The sequence below is a fragment of the Streptomyces sp. CLCI03 genome (genome assembly GCF_053615355.1).
Genome location: NZ_CM132132.1, coordinates 6,727,310 through 6,740,741 on the forward strand (window position 1 = coordinate 6,727,310; position 13,432 = coordinate 6,740,741).

A 13,432-nucleotide genomic window follows, 5' to 3' on the forward strand; every position below is an offset into this window, starting at 1 on the left:
GGGCGGGGCCACCCGATCGGCCCTTCCGGACGGTGCCGGATGCCGGGGCGATGCGACGCTGGAGGCGAGCAAGGAGGCGCGCCCGGTGGCTGTTCTGGACACCTTGGTACCGTTCGCGCCCTTCCTCGTGCCCGTGGTCACCGGCCTGGTGGGCGGCATCAGCCTCCTCATCCGCGACCGCCGCGAGGCGCGCAGCAGCGACCACCACTACCGCAGGCGCTTGGAGAAGGCCCAGCTGGAGATCCAGTTCCTCTCGGGCTGGATCCAGGCCAAGCAGGCGGCGCCGACCGACTCCGTGCCGGACCCGGAGCCGGGGCGCTGGCTGGACGAGTGCTACGCGTCGGTGCGCCGGGCCAAGCAGGACACGGGCGGCCGCCACCGGACCGGGCCGGTCACCCTGCGGCGCCTGCTGCTGCTGGGGGAGCTGAGCGGCCCGGCGAAGACCGTACGGGTCGTCTACTGGATCTCCCTCGTCCTGTTCAACGCGGCGCTCGCGTGGTCGGTGAACGTGCTCATCACCGGCGTACCGGGGTTCCTCCACGAGGAAGGCGCCTCCGAGGGCGAGGAGATCGCCTCCTATCTGGGGCTGGCGGGTGTCCTCTTCGTGGTGTCGGCCCTTCTGTGGGGGTGGACGGTGCACCTGGGCAAGGCCGAGCCGGCGCAGGTCTACCGCAAGCGGATCGACTCGGCGGCCTGGGCGGAGCACGAGGAGGCGCGGCGGACCGCCGCCCGCGCGAAGGCCGACGCGAAGACAGAGGCGAAGGCGCGGAGGACGGAGCGGAGGACGGCGCGGTCGAAGGGCGACCGGGACGGGCACGCGGGCTGAGCCGACCCGGGCGGTCCCGCGTCCGTGCCCCCGGCCGTCCCGTCGGTCAGGCGGCGGGCGGCGACGCGAGAAGCTCGCCGTCGACGACGGTGACGGCCCTGCCGGTCAGCAGGGTGCGGTCGCCCGCCAGGGTCACCCGTACGAGACCGCGCCGCGCGCCGCCCTGGAGGCCGGTCAGCTCGGTGCGGCCCAGCCGCTCCGCCCAGAACGGGGCGAGCGCGGTGTGGGCGCTTCCGGTGACCGGATCCTCGTCGATCCCGAAGGCGGGGAAGAAGCCGCGGGAGACGAAGTCGTACCCGAGGGAGGGATCCTCGGCGGGCGCGGTGACGATCACCCCACGCCGGGCGAAGGCGCGCAGGGCCGCGTGGTCCGGCTCCAGCTCGCGGACGGTCTTCTCGTCGGCGAGCTCGACGACGAGGTCGCCGATGTGATCGGCGGTGTCGTGCACGGAGAGGATCGGGGGGCCGCCGAGCGCGTGATCCACGGCGGCGGGCGCCGGTACCGGGGTGAGCGAGGACGTCGGGAAGTCCATGGTGATCGTGCCGTCCTCGGCCGTCTCGGCGGTCAGGATGCCGCAGCGCGCGGAGAAGCGGATCAGTCCCGTGGCCAGCCCGCTGGTGGCCAGTACGTGAGCGGTCGCGAGGGTGGCATGGCCGCACATGTCGACCTCGGCGGCCGGGGTGAACCAGCGCAGCGCCCAGTCGGCGTCCCCGCCGGGCGGCAGGGGGTGGGCGAACGCGGTCTCGGAGAGGTTCATCTCGCAGGCGACCTGCTGGAGCCAGGCGTCCCCGGGGAACGCGGTGTCGAGGAGCAGGACTCCGGCGGGGTTCCCGTGGAAGGGACGGTCGGCGAAGGCGTCGACGATTCGGATGCGCATGTCCCGACGGTAGGACGATTTCTTGATCGTCGACAAAGGCCAATCGGGGGTGACTGGCCCTGTCGGGGGACCGGCCCGACGGCGGCCGGGCGGACGGTGACCGCTTCGAACGGCTCGGCCTCGATGGCCGTGAGGTCATCGAGGGCGGCGAAGCGGCCGGTGTGTTGTGAGCGGCGGCTCAAGGGCGTTCGGCGTCCACGGGCGGAGCATCCGTGGTCGGGGAGTCGTCACCGGCCGGTGGCCAGACAGGGTCTCCGCCCCACGCGGTCAGCGTGAGGAGCAGCCTGCCGTCCACCACGGCCGCGGACACGTGCTCGTCCGAGGCGGCGGCCTCGGTGAAATCGGCGGGTGCGACGTGGTCGAGGAGGAAGACGAAGTGCAGGGCGAAAGGGGAACCGTACGAGTGCGGCTCACCATCGAGGTCGACCATGAAGTTGGCCCGCCAGGCGCCGTCGCACAAGACCGATACGAGGACATCGAGGAACTCGACGTCCAGCAGTGTGTCCGCGCCGTCGATCAACACCGCCACGTCCTGTTTGCCGTGTCCGGGCCCGTGCCAGTCGCCGAGGCAGTCCACCAAGGCGTTCCAGTTGTGCCCGAAGTAGCCGGGGAAGCCCAGTTCACGGGCGAATGCGCGGAACATGCATCCCTTCTCGTGCAGCTCCTCGCCGTCCAACCGCAGCACGATCCCACCCCGGGCTCGCAGCTCGGCCTCGGCCGCGGCGACCCAGGGATCGGCCGAGGAGGTGAAGGTGACCCAGGGCGATCGGCGTTCGGTGAGGGTGGGAAGGAAGCTGCTCATGCGGCATGTTCGCACCCGACCGGTCCGGGCGCGTACCCCATTTCGTCCGCACCCCGAGCGGTCACGGTGACACCGCGACCGGTCTCACCGAGCCTTGACCGGTCGCGCCCCGCCCCTGGCCGGCGAACCGAGGTGCGGTGGCTTGAGGCTGTGGCGTTGCGGTCGGTGCCGCAAGGTCGAGCGCGCGGGCGAGGGCGGCGGTGACGGGAGCCCGGTGGCCGGGCAGGTGTTGCGCGATCCAGCCGGTGGCCAGTGCGAAGAAGCCGGTCAGGTCGCGTTCGGCGGCGTCGAGGAGGGTGCGGAGCTCGGTGACGGACAGTTCGATCACCGGGCTGTCGCTCTGTTCGCCGTTGACGGTGAGCCGGACGGTGTCGCCGAAGCGCTCGGCCATGGGCGACACAGGGTCGTGGCCGAATCCGAGCAGGCCGCCCACGTCGGCGAATCGGTGCCAGTCGCGCCAGTCCTCCAGCCCGTCGCAGCAGCCGGGCTGGAAGGTGACGCCCGTGGACGTGTCAGTGACCTGCAGACCGCCGGCAGCGAAGACGTTCTCGAAGGTCAGCAGTCCGTGAAGGAAGGAGGAGAGCGGGTCGGTCGGCCGGGGCGGCCCGTCCTCGTCGAGGTCGCTGTCGTTGAAGCCGGCGATGCTCGCGATCGCTGCCCCGACCTCGGCGGGTGAGAGCTCCCCACCGAGGGGCAAGAAGCCGAACCGCTCGACAGCGGCTACAGGCCAGAGGTCGAAGGGGGCAGGGGTGCACATCTCCAGGACGGGCCGCATCACGATCACCCGACGAAGTGTTCCGCATCCCGCCCGCACACCGCCTCCCCTTACGTAGGGCAGGATGATTCCGATGCATTCCGATATATCGTTGACACATCGCGAGCCGTCGCCGATAGTGGAGACAGCGGACAACCGATGAACAGACGACAACGTGACGAAAGGAGCGCAGTCATGCGTTCACACGGACAGCACGGACACGACCACGGACATGACCACGGACGGGGCCACGACCACTGCGGGCCCGATCGTCGGGAGGGTTTCAAGGGGCGGCGCGCCGCCTTCGGCCCGTTCGGGCCGCCCTTCGGCGGAGGCCCCTTCGGTGGCCGCGGCGGCCGCGGCGGACCGCGGGGCCGGGCTCGGCGCGGCGATGTGCGCGCCTCGATCCTGGCACTGCTCGCCGATCGGCCGATGCACGGCTACGAGATGATCCAGGAGATCGGCGAGCGCAGCGGCGGGGCCTGGAAGCCCAGCCCTGGGTCGGTCTACCCGACCCTGCAGCTGCTCGAGGACGAGGGGCTCATCGAGAGTGCGAGCGAGGGCGGCAAGAAGCTGTTCACGCTCACCGAGGCGGGCCGCACCGAGGCCGAGTCGGGTCCGGACGCCCCCTGGGCGGATGCCGGGCGAGGCTTCGACTTCGAGGCGATGCAGGAGGTCCGGACGGCCGGTGTCGGCCTGATGGAAGCCTTCGCGCAGGTCTTCAAGACCGGCTCCCCCCAGCAGCGGGAGAAGGCGCTCGGCGTCATCAACGACGCCCGTAAGAAGCTCTACCTGATCCTGGCCGACGAGCATTGAGCCCGACCGGCCCCGGCGTGCCACGGCACGCGAAGGCGCGCCCCGCGAGTTCCTCTCGCGGGGCGCGCCTTCCTGTGTCGCTGTCAGACGACCATGCCGGCCAGCTTGCGCAGCGACTCGTTCAGCGCGGCGGTGGCCGAGTCCTTGAGCTTGCCCGCCATCAGGGAGACGGCGGCCCCGGTGAACTCGCCGTCGATGCGGACCGTGGTGGCCTCGCCGTCCGGGATCAAGGTGTACCGGGTGAGGACCGCCACACCCATCGGGCCCTTGCCGGTGATGGCGAAGAGGCGCTCGGCCTCCAGTTCCGAGACCGTCCAGACGACCTCGGCGGGGAAGCCCATCATCTTCATGTTCTCCGCGAAGGTGGCGCCCACCGCGAGGGTCTCGGGTCCGCCCTTGGGGAAGTTCGTGTGGGTCATGCTCCACTGCCCGTACGCGTCCCAGTCCGTCAACTGGGACCAGAGCTGCGCGGCGGACGCCTCGATGCGTGATTCCGCGGTGACTTCAGCCATGCGACCACCCCTTCTCGTCGGGTACGTGCGGCGGAAGGTAGCCCCGGCGGGCGGAACATTCAATACTGACGACCTGTCAGATGTGGCCGGGGTCGGCGGGGCGTGATCTCGACTCCGTCTCAACAGGTGTCACCCCGGTGACGGTCCTGACCCGCCCTGTCATGATGGCGGGATGCAAGCGTCAGGGAGAAACGCCGGACTGGGCCTGGCCCTCGTCTCGGCGTTCGCGTTCGGTGGTTCCGGAGTGGCGGCGAAGCCGCTGATCGAGGCGGGTCTGGATCCCCTCCACATGGTCTGGCTCAGGGTGGCCGGGGCGGCGCTCGTGCTGTCCCCGCTGGCCTGGCGCCACCGTGGCCTCCTGCTGCGCAGGCCCGCGCTGCTCGCGGGCTTCGGCCTGATCGCCGTCGCGGGTGTGCAGGCCTTCTACTTCGCCTCCCTGTCCCGCATTCCCGTCGGCGTGGCCCTGCTGCTGGAGTACTTGGGGCCGGCGCTGCTGCTCGGCTACATCCGCTTCGTGCAGCGCAAGCCCGTGACGCGCGGGGCCGCCGCGGGCGCGGCCGTGGCCGTCGTCGGCCTGGCCTGCGTGGTCGAGATCTGGGCCGGGCTGAGCCTGGACCTGCTCGGCGTGCTCTTCGGCCTCGCCGCCGCCTGCTGCCAGGCCTTCTACTTCGTCTTCGCCGACCAAGGCGCCGACGGGGAGGACGCGCCCGACCCGCTCGGCGTGATCGCGTACGGCATGCTCGTCGGCGCCCTGGTGATGACCGTGATCGCCCGCCCCTGGGAGATCGACTGGCAGGTGTTGGGCGGCGAGGCCTCCGTGGGCGCCGCGATGGTGCCCGCTCCGGTGCTGCTCGCCTGGGTGGTGCTGATCGCGACCGTCTTCGCCTACCTCACCGGTGTGGTCTCGGTGCGCCGGCTCTCGCCGCAGGTCGCCGGCGTCGTGGCCTTCCTGGAGGCGGTCGTCGCCACGGTGTTCGCCTGGATCCTGCTCGGTGAACACCTCTCCACCTGGCAGATCGTCGGCGGCGGTCTGGTGCTCGGTGGCGCCTTCATCGCGCAGTCCTCCCGGCCGGCTCCGCCGGTGTCGGTCCTGGCCGACCTGGCCGTGACCGATGAGGCCGTACCGGGCCGTGAGACGGCCCCGGCCGGCAAGGGCTAGGGTGGCGTTCATGCATTCGACCGTGCTTCCGCCTCCCGCCGCCTAGCGCGGGCGGCGCCGCCACGACAGGTACCCGGCCCGGGAAGCCCCTGGGTGGGTCCGTGCTGCTCGCGAAGCGATGACCTGCTTCTTTCATCCTTCATGCATGCGCGGAGACTTCTGTGTCGAACCATTCGCCCGCTGCCGGGCGCAGTCTGCTGTACCTCGTCGTCGCCGGAGCCGCCTGGGGCACCGCCGGGGCGGCCGCCTCCCTCCTCTTCCTGGCCAGTGACCTCGGCCCGCTCGCCCTCTCCTTCTGGCGGTGTGCCGGCGGGCTCGTGGTGCTGCTCGGCGTGCTCGCCGTACGCGGATCCAGGCCCGTCCCGGGGCGGGTGCGGCCCTCGGCGGCTTCGCTGATCGGGACCGGGCTCCTCTTCACCCTCTTCCAGGCCGCCTACTTCGCCGCCGTGCGCGAGACCGGGCTCGCGGTGGGCACCGTGGTCACCCTCGGCGCCGGGCCCGTGATCATCGCGCTGGGCGCCCGGTACTGGATGGGTGAGCGGCTCGGTCGCGGCGGCGTGACCGCCGTCGTGGGAGCCCTGGCCGGGCTCGCCGTACTGGTGCTGGGCAGCGGCGGCGGCGAGGTGCGGCCGCTCGGTGTCGGTTGGGCGCTGCTGTCGGCCGCCGGGTACGCGGGGATGACCCTGCGGGCCCGTTGGCTCGGGCAGCGCGGGGCGGGCGGCGACCCGCTGGTGACCACCGCCTGGTCGGTCGCGGTGGGCACGGTGTGCCTGCTGCCGCTCGCCGTGGTGGAGGGCGTGCTGCCGCACACCGCCGACCTCGGACGGGTGCTGTGGCTGCTGGTGTACGTCGCCACCGTGCCGACCGCGCTGGCGTACGCGCTGTACTTCACCGGCGCCGCCGCGGTACGGGCCGCCACCGTCTCGGTGATCATGCTGATCGAGCCGGTGAGCGCGGCGGTCATCGCCGTCCTGCTGCTCGGGGAGCGCCTGACCGGCGCCGTGGTGCTGGGCACCGTACTGCTGCTGACGGCGGTGGGCGCCCTGATCGTGGCGGAGGCCCGTAGGCCGGCGACGACCGCGCCCACCCCCGAGCGGCGCACCCCTCAGAGCGCGCTGAGGTAGTCCGGGACGGCGGTGCCGGGGGCCAGGTCCGCGTCCGGCACCGGGGTTCCGTAGGCCGGGGCCACCGGAACCACGCCCGCCCAGTGGGGCAGGTCCAGGTCCTCGGCGTCGTCGTTCACCGGGCCGGTGCGGATCTTGGCGGACACCTCGGCGAGGTCCACGCGGATCACCGCGGTGGCGGCGAGTTCCCGGGCGTCGGCGGGCCGGACGTCGGCGGAGCGGCCCGGGACGACGGCGTCGACCATGGCGTCCAGGGCGATCCTGCACTCCGCCTCGTCGGTGACCTGGTGGGCGGTGCCGTGGACGACCACCGAGCGGTAGTTGAGCGAGTGGTGGAACGCCGAGCGGGCCAGGACCAACGCGTCGACGTGCGTCACGGTCACGCATACGGGCAGGCCCGGGTCGCTGCGGCGGGCCGCGAGCAGCGGGCGGGACCCGGTCGAGCCGTGCATGTACAGCGATTCGCCGACCCGGGCGAACAGCGTGGGCAGGACCACGGGCGCGCCGTCGCGGACGAAGCCGAGGTGGCAGATGTAGGCAGCGTCGAGTATCGCGTGCACCGTCTCGCGGTCGTAGCGCGCCCGGTCGCGGGAGCGGCTGGGCACGGTGAGGTCGGTGGGCTCGTAGCGTCCGGTCGACCCGGTCCCGTCGGACGACCCGGTCCCGTCGGTCCGGGTGGTCCTCTGGGTGCTCGTCCCGGGCGTCTCCGTGTCAGGCGTGGCGGTCATGGTGCGAACTCCATTGCACTAGTGCATAATGTTGTTTGTGCTAGGAGAGTATCGGATCACAGGACGTCGTGCAGCTGATATCGCCGCCCGGGTGGAGGCGGGCGTGGCTTCGGGCGCGCTCCCACCGGGTTCGGTGCTGCCGCCGATGCGGGAGCTGGCGGCCGATCTGGGGGTGAACCCCAACACCGTGGCCGCCGCCTACCGGACGCTGCGCGAGCGCGGGGTCATCGAGACCGACGGGCGGCGCGGCAGTCGGGTGCGGGCCCGCCCGTCGAGCACGCCGCGGGACGCGCTGCGGATGTCGGTGCCGAAGGGCGTACGGGACCTCGCCGAGGGCAGTCCCGACGTGTCCCTGCTCCCTTCGCTGGAGGGACCGCTCGCGGCGGCCGCCCGGCGCTACGCGCAGGCGCCGACCCTCTACGGGGCGGCCCCCGTCGCCCCGGAGCTCGCCGAACTGGCCCGGGCCGGCTTCGACGCGGACGGGGTGCCGCCGGGGCCGGTGGCGGTGACCTCGGGTGCGCTGGACGCGATCGAACGCGTGCTCGGCGCCCACCTGCGGCCGGGTGACGCGGTGGCGATCGAGGACCCGGGCTGGGGCGGCGCGCTGGACCTCGTTCCGGCGCTCGGCCTGCGCGTACTGCCGGTGGCCGTGGACGACGACGGGCCCCGCACCGACGCGGTGGCCCGGGCGCTGGAGGCCGGGGCGCGGGCCCTGGTGGTGACCTCGCGGGCGCAGAACCCGACCGGGGCGGCGGTGGGCGCGGAGCGGGCGCGGGAGTTGCGGGCCCTGCTGGCGGACCACCCCGAGGTGCTGCTGATCGAGGACGACCACGGGAACGGGTTCGTCGACCTGCCGTTCCATCCGCTGGGCGGGGTGACCCGACACTGGGTACTGGTGCGCTCCACGGCGAAGGCCTACGGGCCGGACCTGAGGCTCGCCGTACTCACGGGCGACGCGGTCACCCTGGACCGGTTGCGGGGACGGCAGCGGCTCGGGCCGGGCTGGGTGAGCCGGCTGCTGCAGTACGCGGTGGTGGAGCTGTGGACCTCGGGCGCGGTGGACACGGCGACGGTGGCCCGGTCGTACGCGGAGCGGCGGGACGCACTGGTCGAGGCCCTGCGGCAGCGGGGGGTCCGGGCGCACGGGCGCAGCGGCCTCAACGTCTGGGTGCCGGTGGTCGACGAGACGGTGGTGGTGACGCGGCTGCTCGCCGCCGGTTGGGCGGTGTCCGCCGGGGCGATCTTCCGGGTCGAGGCCGGGCCGGGGGTGCGGCTGACGGTGTCGCAGCTGGCGGTCGACGAGGTGCCGGACCTGGCCGACGCGGTGGCCGCGGCGGTCAGCGTCGGGGCGGCGGGGGGCCGCCACGAGTGACCGCCGCGGACCTCCCGGCCGGGTCAGGCGGGTTTACGGGCGCCGGGGCGGGTCTGGGTGAGGGCCGCGCCGGCCAGGACGATCGCGGCGCCGACCGGGGTGTTCCAGTGCAGCTGCTCGCCGAGGACCAGGACGCCCGCCGTGGTGGCGATGACCGGGATGAAGTACGTGACCATCTGGGCGGTGGTCGGGCCGACCTCCGTCACCAGCCCGTACTGCATCTGCAGGGCCATGCCCGTGCCCAGGGCGCCCAGCGCGATCACCGACAGGGTCGGCCAGAGCGGGAACGAGGTCGGCGCCGAGGTGAACACGGCGCTCACGAGCGCCAGCTGCAGCGTGGAGATCATGAGCTGCCCGCCGGTCAGGGCGACCGGGGAGCCGGGGGTCCCGGCCAGCGTGCGGCGGACGTAGATCCAGCCGATGGGGTAGCAGAGCGACGCCAGCAGGGCGAACGCGGTGCCCTTGGCGTCGACGCCGGAGAAGCCCTGCCAGGCACCGAGCACGGTCAGGACGCCGAGGAAGCCCAGGCCCAGTCCGGCGAAGCGGCGGCGCGTCGGACGGTCCTCGGACAGGGCGACCATCGACAGCGCCATGCCCCACAGCGGCGAGGTGGCGTTGCAGATGCCGGCCAGGCTGGAGGGGATGCTCAGCTCCGCGTACGCGAAGAGCGAGAACGGGGCGGTGTTGAGCAGGAGCGCCGCCACGGTCAGGTGGCCCCAGGTGCGCAGGCCCCGGGGGAGCGGCTCGCGGCGGACCAGCAGCACGGTGAGGAGGGCGAGCGCGCCGAACAGGACCCGACCCAGCGCCACCTGGAAGGGCGCGTACGCCTCCGTGCCGACCTTGATCAGGAGGAAGCTGAAGCCCCAGATCACCGAGAGGATCGCGAACCGGACCCGCCAGTCCAGCAGGCCGCCCCGGCGCCGGGTGGTGGTGGGGGCGGCGGTGGTCGCGGTGGGGGAGACCGGGGAGGTGGGTGCCGGGGAGGTGGCGGCGGCCGGGAGGGTCGGCCCGGGGCTGGTCGGTGCGCTCATGCCCTTTACTGTGCTCGTATCAACTTCGTAGGACAAGCGAAAGTTTCTCTGGGTGACGCCGTAGCATTGCTTACATGTTGAACCTGGAGCGCCTGCGCACCCTGGATGCCCTCGCCCGCCACGGCTCGGTCGGCGGCGCGGCCGACGGCCTCCACGTCACCACGTCCGCCGTGTCCCAGCAGCTCGCCAAGTTGGAGCGCGAGGTCGGCCAGCCCCTGCTGGCGAAGAACGGGCGCGGGGTCCGGCTCACCGACGCCGGGCGGCTGCTCGCCGACCACGCCGCCCGGATCATCTCCCAGGTGGAACTCGCCCAGGCCGACGTCGAGGCCCAGCGCGGCTGCGCCGTGGGCGAGTTGCGGATCGGCGCCTTCCCGACCGCCATGCGCGGGCTGCTGCCCCAGGCCCTGGCCGCACTGCGGGCCGGGCATCCGGAGCTGCGGGTGCGGGTGCGCGAACAGGAGCCCGAGGAGAGCATGGCGGCCGTCGTGCGCGGGGACCTCGACCTGGCCCTGGCGATCGACTGGAACAACAAGCGGATGCCGGTGCCCGCCGAGCTGACCCGGACCCATCTGCTGGACGACACCGTCGACATCGCGGTCCCCGCCGGTCACCGACTGACCGACCGGACCGTGAGCCCCGGCGCCGGGATCTCCCTCGCCGAATTCGGCGACGACGACTGGATCTCCTGGAACGAGGGACAGTTCTGCCACGAGTGGCTGGTCTTCACCCTGCGCGGTACGGGCATCGAGCCGCGCATCGCCCACATCGCCGAGGAGCACCACACCCAGCTGGCCTTCGTGGAGGCCGGACTCGGCGTGTGCGTGGCGCCGAAGCTGGGCCGCGGCCCGGTGCCGCCGGGCGTGCGCCTGCTGCCGGTGTGCGACAGCGTACGCCGTCACGTGTACGCCGTCTGGCGCGCGGACGCCGACCGCCGGCCCTCCGTCCGGGCCGCGGTCGACAGCCTGCGGCAGGCGGCCGCGGGCCTCGGCCGAGGGGACTGACGGTGCCCGCTACAGCTTGCGGAAGTCCCAGGAGACCACCGACTCCGGCGTGAGGCGGATCCAGGCGTGCCGCCCGTCGTGCGGCATCTCCTCGATACCGAAGTTCTTGACCGGGAAGATCCGCTCCGCCTCCGCGAGCTCGGGGCAGGGCTCGCCGGTCCGCGGGGCCTCGCCCACGAAGACGGCGCTGCCGGACAGTTCCACCCCGCGCAGTTCGTCGTACGACTCGCCGGAATCCACCACCACCGAGATCCGCGGATCCTTGCTCAGGTCGGACCAGCGGCGGCTGCGCGTGATCGAGTACAGCCACAGCGAGCTGCCGTCCCACGCGAACCACAGGGCGCCCACGTGCGGGCGCCCGTCGGGGGAGACCGTCGCGACCCGGCAGGTCTTCTGCTCGCGCAGGAAGGCGTCCACTTCCGCGTCGCTCATCATGATGCGCCGGCCCCGCCGCTGCGAGGTTCCCGTTCGTGCCCCGTCCACGTCCATCCGTCCTGCACCCCTTCACATCTGACTGTGTGTCAGGAATCATGAGGGCTCTTCCGTCGCCACGCCAGGGGGAGCCATGCCCGATCTCGATCCCGACACCACCGCGCTGCTCACCGTCGAGTGCCAGAACGGGGTCGTGGGCGAGGAGAGCGCGCTGCCCGAGCTCGCCAAGGAGGCCCGGGACTCGGGGATGCTGGAGCGGGTGGCCGCGCTGGTCGACGCCGCGCGCGGGGCGGGCGTACAGGTGCTGCACGCGGTCGCCGAACGGCGGCCCGACGGGCTCGGCGCGAACACCAACGCCCGGCTGTTCCGGGCCGCGGAGCGGCTGCCCGTGCGTCAGCTGACCGGGAGCCGGGCCGTGGAGGTCGCCGCGCCCATCGTGGTGGCCGAGCAGGACCTGGTGGTGCGCCGACTGCACGGACTCTCCCCGATGGCGGGGACCGACCTCGACGCCCTGCTGCGCAACCTCGGCATCCGTACCCTCGTCGTCACCGGGGTCTCCTCCAACATCGCCGTCCCGAACACCGTCTTCGACGCCGTGAACCTCGGGTACCAGGTGGTGGTGCCGGCCGACGCCATCGCCGGGGTGCCCGCCTCCTGCACCGCCGAGGTGATCCGCAACTCCCTCGCGCTGGTGGCGTCCGTCACCACGACCGAGGAACTGCTCACGCGGTGGGCTCCCGCGACCTGACCGCCGTAACCTGGGCGGATGCTGTCCGAAGTGATCGCGACCCGTTACGTCACGCCTCTGCGTGAGGGCGGCTCGCTCCCGGGGATCGTCGAAGCCGACGACCTCGGTACCTACGTCATGAAATTCACCGGAGCCGGCCAGGGACGCAAGACCTTGGTCGCCGAGGTCATCTGCGGCCGCCTCGCCCAGCGGTTGGGGCTGCGGGTCCCACGGCTGGTGCAGATGCAGCTCGACCCCGTGATCGGGCTCGGCGAGCCCGACCAGGAGGTCCAGGAGCTGCTCAAGGCCAGCGGTGGGCTCAACCTCGGCATGGACTACCTGCCCGGCTCGATCGGCTTCGATCCGCTGGCGTACCAGGTGGACCCGGTCGAGGCGGGGCGCGTGGTCTGGTTCGACGCCCTCATCAACAACGTCGACCGCTCCTGGCGCAATCCGAACATGCTGGTCTGGCACGGGGACGTCTGGCTGATCGACCACGGCGCCACCATGATCTGGCACCACAACTGGCCCACCGCGGCGGCCGCGGCCGCCAAGCCCTACAACGCCTCCGACCACGTACTGGCCCCCGTGGGCCCGGACATCGCCGCGGCGGCCGCCGCGCTCGCGCCGCTGGTGACCGAGGAACTGCTCACGGAGGTCGCGGCCGACGTCCCCGACGAGTGGCTGGTCGACGAGCCGGGATTCGACTCCACCGACGCGCTGCGGCGCGCCTATGTGGAGGCGTTGCTGCCGCGCGCGGCCACCATCCACGAGAGGATCTCGCTGGAGGCGGAGGTGAGGGAGCCCGCCGGACCTCCCGGCTGGCTCACCGACCACCTGCCGGAATGGCCCCACAAGACCCACAAGAAGAAGAGCGACAGCGAGTGACCAAGCGGGACGTGTTCGAGTACGCGCTGGTGCGTGTGGTGCCCCGGATGGAACGGGGCGAGTGCTTCAACGCCGGCGTGATCGTCTACTGCCGGGCGCACACGTACGTCGCCGCGCGCACCCACCTCGACGAGGCGAAGCTCCTCGCGCTGGACCCAGGCGCCGATGTGGCCGGGGTACGAGCCGCCCTGCGCGGGGTCGAGGGCGTGTGCAGCGGCGGGGCCGACGCGGGGCAGGCGGCGGGTGACGACGCGGGGCGACGGTTCCGCTGGCTGATCGCGCCGCGGAGCACCGTGGTGCAGCCGGGTCCGGTGCACACCGGCCTGACGGCCGATCCGGCGGCGGAGGTGGAGCGGTTGCTGGACCTGCTGGTCCGCTGACGT

Annotated in this window: 16 protein-coding genes; 9 read left to right on the forward strand and 7 right to left on the reverse strand. The window is 72.6% G+C overall.

What is annotated here, in order from left to right; genetic code table 11:
- Positions 1 to 85: 85 nt before the first annotated feature.
- Positions 86 to 826, forward strand: a complete 741-nt coding sequence (locus ACWG52_RS31060) for a hypothetical protein (RefSeq protein WP_389808324.1) — start codon at positions 86 to 88, stop codon at positions 824 to 826.
- A 46-nt stretch (positions 827 to 872) separates the two neighbouring features.
- On the opposite strand, the gene ACWG52_RS31065 is transcribed toward ACWG52_RS31060, so the two are convergent.
- The 3 genes from ACWG52_RS31065 to ACWG52_RS31075 all read right to left on the reverse strand — a co-directional run bounded on the left by ACWG52_RS31065 (position 873) and on the right by ACWG52_RS31075 (position 3,280).
- Positions 873 to 1,703 carry a PhzF family phenazine biosynthesis protein gene (locus ACWG52_RS31065; protein ID WP_389808327.1) on the reverse strand — a complete coding sequence of 277 codons (831 nt, stop codon included), beginning with the start codon at positions 1,701 to 1,703 and terminating at the stop codon, positions 873 to 875.
- A gap of 178 nt (positions 1,704 to 1,881) precedes the next feature.
- Positions 1,882 to 2,505, reverse strand: coding sequence for a barstar family protein (locus ACWG52_RS31070; protein WP_453126534.1), 624 nt, complete (start codon positions 2,503 to 2,505; stop codon positions 1,882 to 1,884).
- 61 nt (positions 2,506 to 2,566) lie between these two features.
- Entirely contained in the window at positions 2,567 to 3,280 is a 714-nt protein-coding gene (locus tag ACWG52_RS31075) for a hypothetical protein (protein ID WP_389809075.1), read from the reverse strand.
- Between the two features lie 174 nt (positions 3,281 to 3,454).
- Here ACWG52_RS31075 and ACWG52_RS31080 point away from each other — a divergent pair, with 174 nt between their 5' ends.
- Positions 3,455 to 4,075 carry a PadR family transcriptional regulator gene (locus ACWG52_RS31080; RefSeq protein ID WP_389808334.1) on the forward strand — a complete coding sequence of 207 codons (621 nt, stop codon included), beginning with the start codon at positions 3,455 to 3,457 and terminating at the stop codon, positions 4,073 to 4,075.
- 83 nt (positions 4,076 to 4,158) lie between these two features.
- Here the strand turns inward: ACWG52_RS31080 and ACWG52_RS31085 are convergent, their stop codons facing one another.
- A complete protein-coding gene (locus tag ACWG52_RS31085; RefSeq protein ID WP_033220833.1) occupies positions 4,159 to 4,587 on the reverse strand; it encodes a type II toxin-antitoxin system Rv0910 family toxin in 429 nt (142 codons plus the stop codon).
- A 172-nt stretch (positions 4,588 to 4,759) separates the two neighbouring features.
- Between ACWG52_RS31085 and ACWG52_RS31090 the strand changes: the two genes are divergently transcribed.
- Positions 4,760 to 5,746, forward strand: a complete 987-nt coding sequence (locus ACWG52_RS31090; protein WP_389808337.1) for an EamA family transporter — start codon at positions 4,760 to 4,762, stop codon at positions 5,744 to 5,746.
- A gap of 161 nt (positions 5,747 to 5,907) precedes the next feature.
- Complete coding sequence (locus ACWG52_RS31095; RefSeq protein WP_343298972.1) at positions 5,908 to 6,870, forward strand: DMT family transporter; 963 nt, start codon at positions 5,908 to 5,910, stop codon at positions 6,868 to 6,870.
- On the opposite strand, the gene ACWG52_RS31100 is transcribed toward ACWG52_RS31095, so the two are convergent.
- Positions 6,852 to 7,598, reverse strand: coding sequence for a pyridoxamine 5'-phosphate oxidase family protein (locus ACWG52_RS31100; protein ID WP_389808341.1), 747 nt, complete (start codon positions 7,596 to 7,598; stop codon positions 6,852 to 6,854). The genes ACWG52_RS31095 and ACWG52_RS31100 overlap by 19 nt on opposite strands.
- 28 nt (positions 7,599 to 7,626) lie before the next feature.
- Between ACWG52_RS31100 and ACWG52_RS31105 the strand changes: the two genes are divergently transcribed.
- On the forward strand, positions 7,627 to 8,970 hold the full coding sequence (locus ACWG52_RS31105; RefSeq protein ID WP_453126538.1) for an aminotransferase class I/II-fold pyridoxal phosphate-dependent enzyme: 1,344 nt from the start codon (positions 7,627 to 7,629) through the stop codon (positions 8,968 to 8,970).
- A gap of 23 nt (positions 8,971 to 8,993) precedes the next feature.
- Here the strand turns inward: ACWG52_RS31105 and ACWG52_RS31110 are convergent, their stop codons facing one another.
- Positions 8,994 to 10,001, reverse strand: a complete 1,008-nt coding sequence (locus ACWG52_RS31110) for a DMT family transporter (protein WP_453126540.1) — start codon at positions 9,999 to 10,001, stop codon at positions 8,994 to 8,996.
- Between the two features lie 74 nt (positions 10,002 to 10,075).
- Here ACWG52_RS31110 and ACWG52_RS31115 point away from each other — a divergent pair, with 74 nt between their 5' ends.
- Positions 10,076 to 11,002, forward strand: coding sequence for a LysR substrate-binding domain-containing protein (locus tag ACWG52_RS31115; protein ID WP_453126542.1), 927 nt, complete (start codon positions 10,076 to 10,078; stop codon positions 11,000 to 11,002).
- 9 nt (positions 11,003 to 11,011) lie between these two features.
- On the opposite strand, the gene ACWG52_RS31120 is transcribed toward ACWG52_RS31115, so the two are convergent.
- A complete protein-coding gene (locus ACWG52_RS31120; protein WP_234314428.1) occupies positions 11,012 to 11,437 on the reverse strand; it encodes a pyridoxamine 5'-phosphate oxidase family protein in 426 nt (141 codons plus the stop codon).
- Between the two features lie 130 nt (positions 11,438 to 11,567).
- On the opposite strand from ACWG52_RS31120, the gene ACWG52_RS31125 reads away from it, so the two are divergent.
- Genes ACWG52_RS31125 through ACWG52_RS31135 form a run of 3 tightly spaced genes read left to right on the forward strand, consistent with a single transcriptional unit; the run spans position 11,568 to position 13,429 of the window.
- Positions 11,568 to 12,182 carry a cysteine hydrolase gene (locus tag ACWG52_RS31125; protein ID WP_389808352.1) on the forward strand — a complete coding sequence of 205 codons (615 nt, stop codon included), beginning with the start codon at positions 11,568 to 11,570 and terminating at the stop codon, positions 12,180 to 12,182.
- Positions 12,183 to 12,200: 18 nt separating this feature from the next.
- Positions 12,201 to 13,049, forward strand: a complete 849-nt coding sequence (locus ACWG52_RS31130; protein ID WP_389808355.1) for a HipA family kinase — start codon at positions 12,201 to 12,203, stop codon at positions 13,047 to 13,049.
- A complete protein-coding gene (locus ACWG52_RS31135) occupies positions 13,046 to 13,429 on the forward strand; it encodes a DUF3037 domain-containing protein (RefSeq protein ID WP_030718859.1) in 384 nt (127 codons plus the stop codon). The genes ACWG52_RS31130 and ACWG52_RS31135 overlap by 4 nt, the downstream gene beginning before the upstream one ends.
- Positions 13,430 to 13,432: the final 3 nt, after the last annotated feature.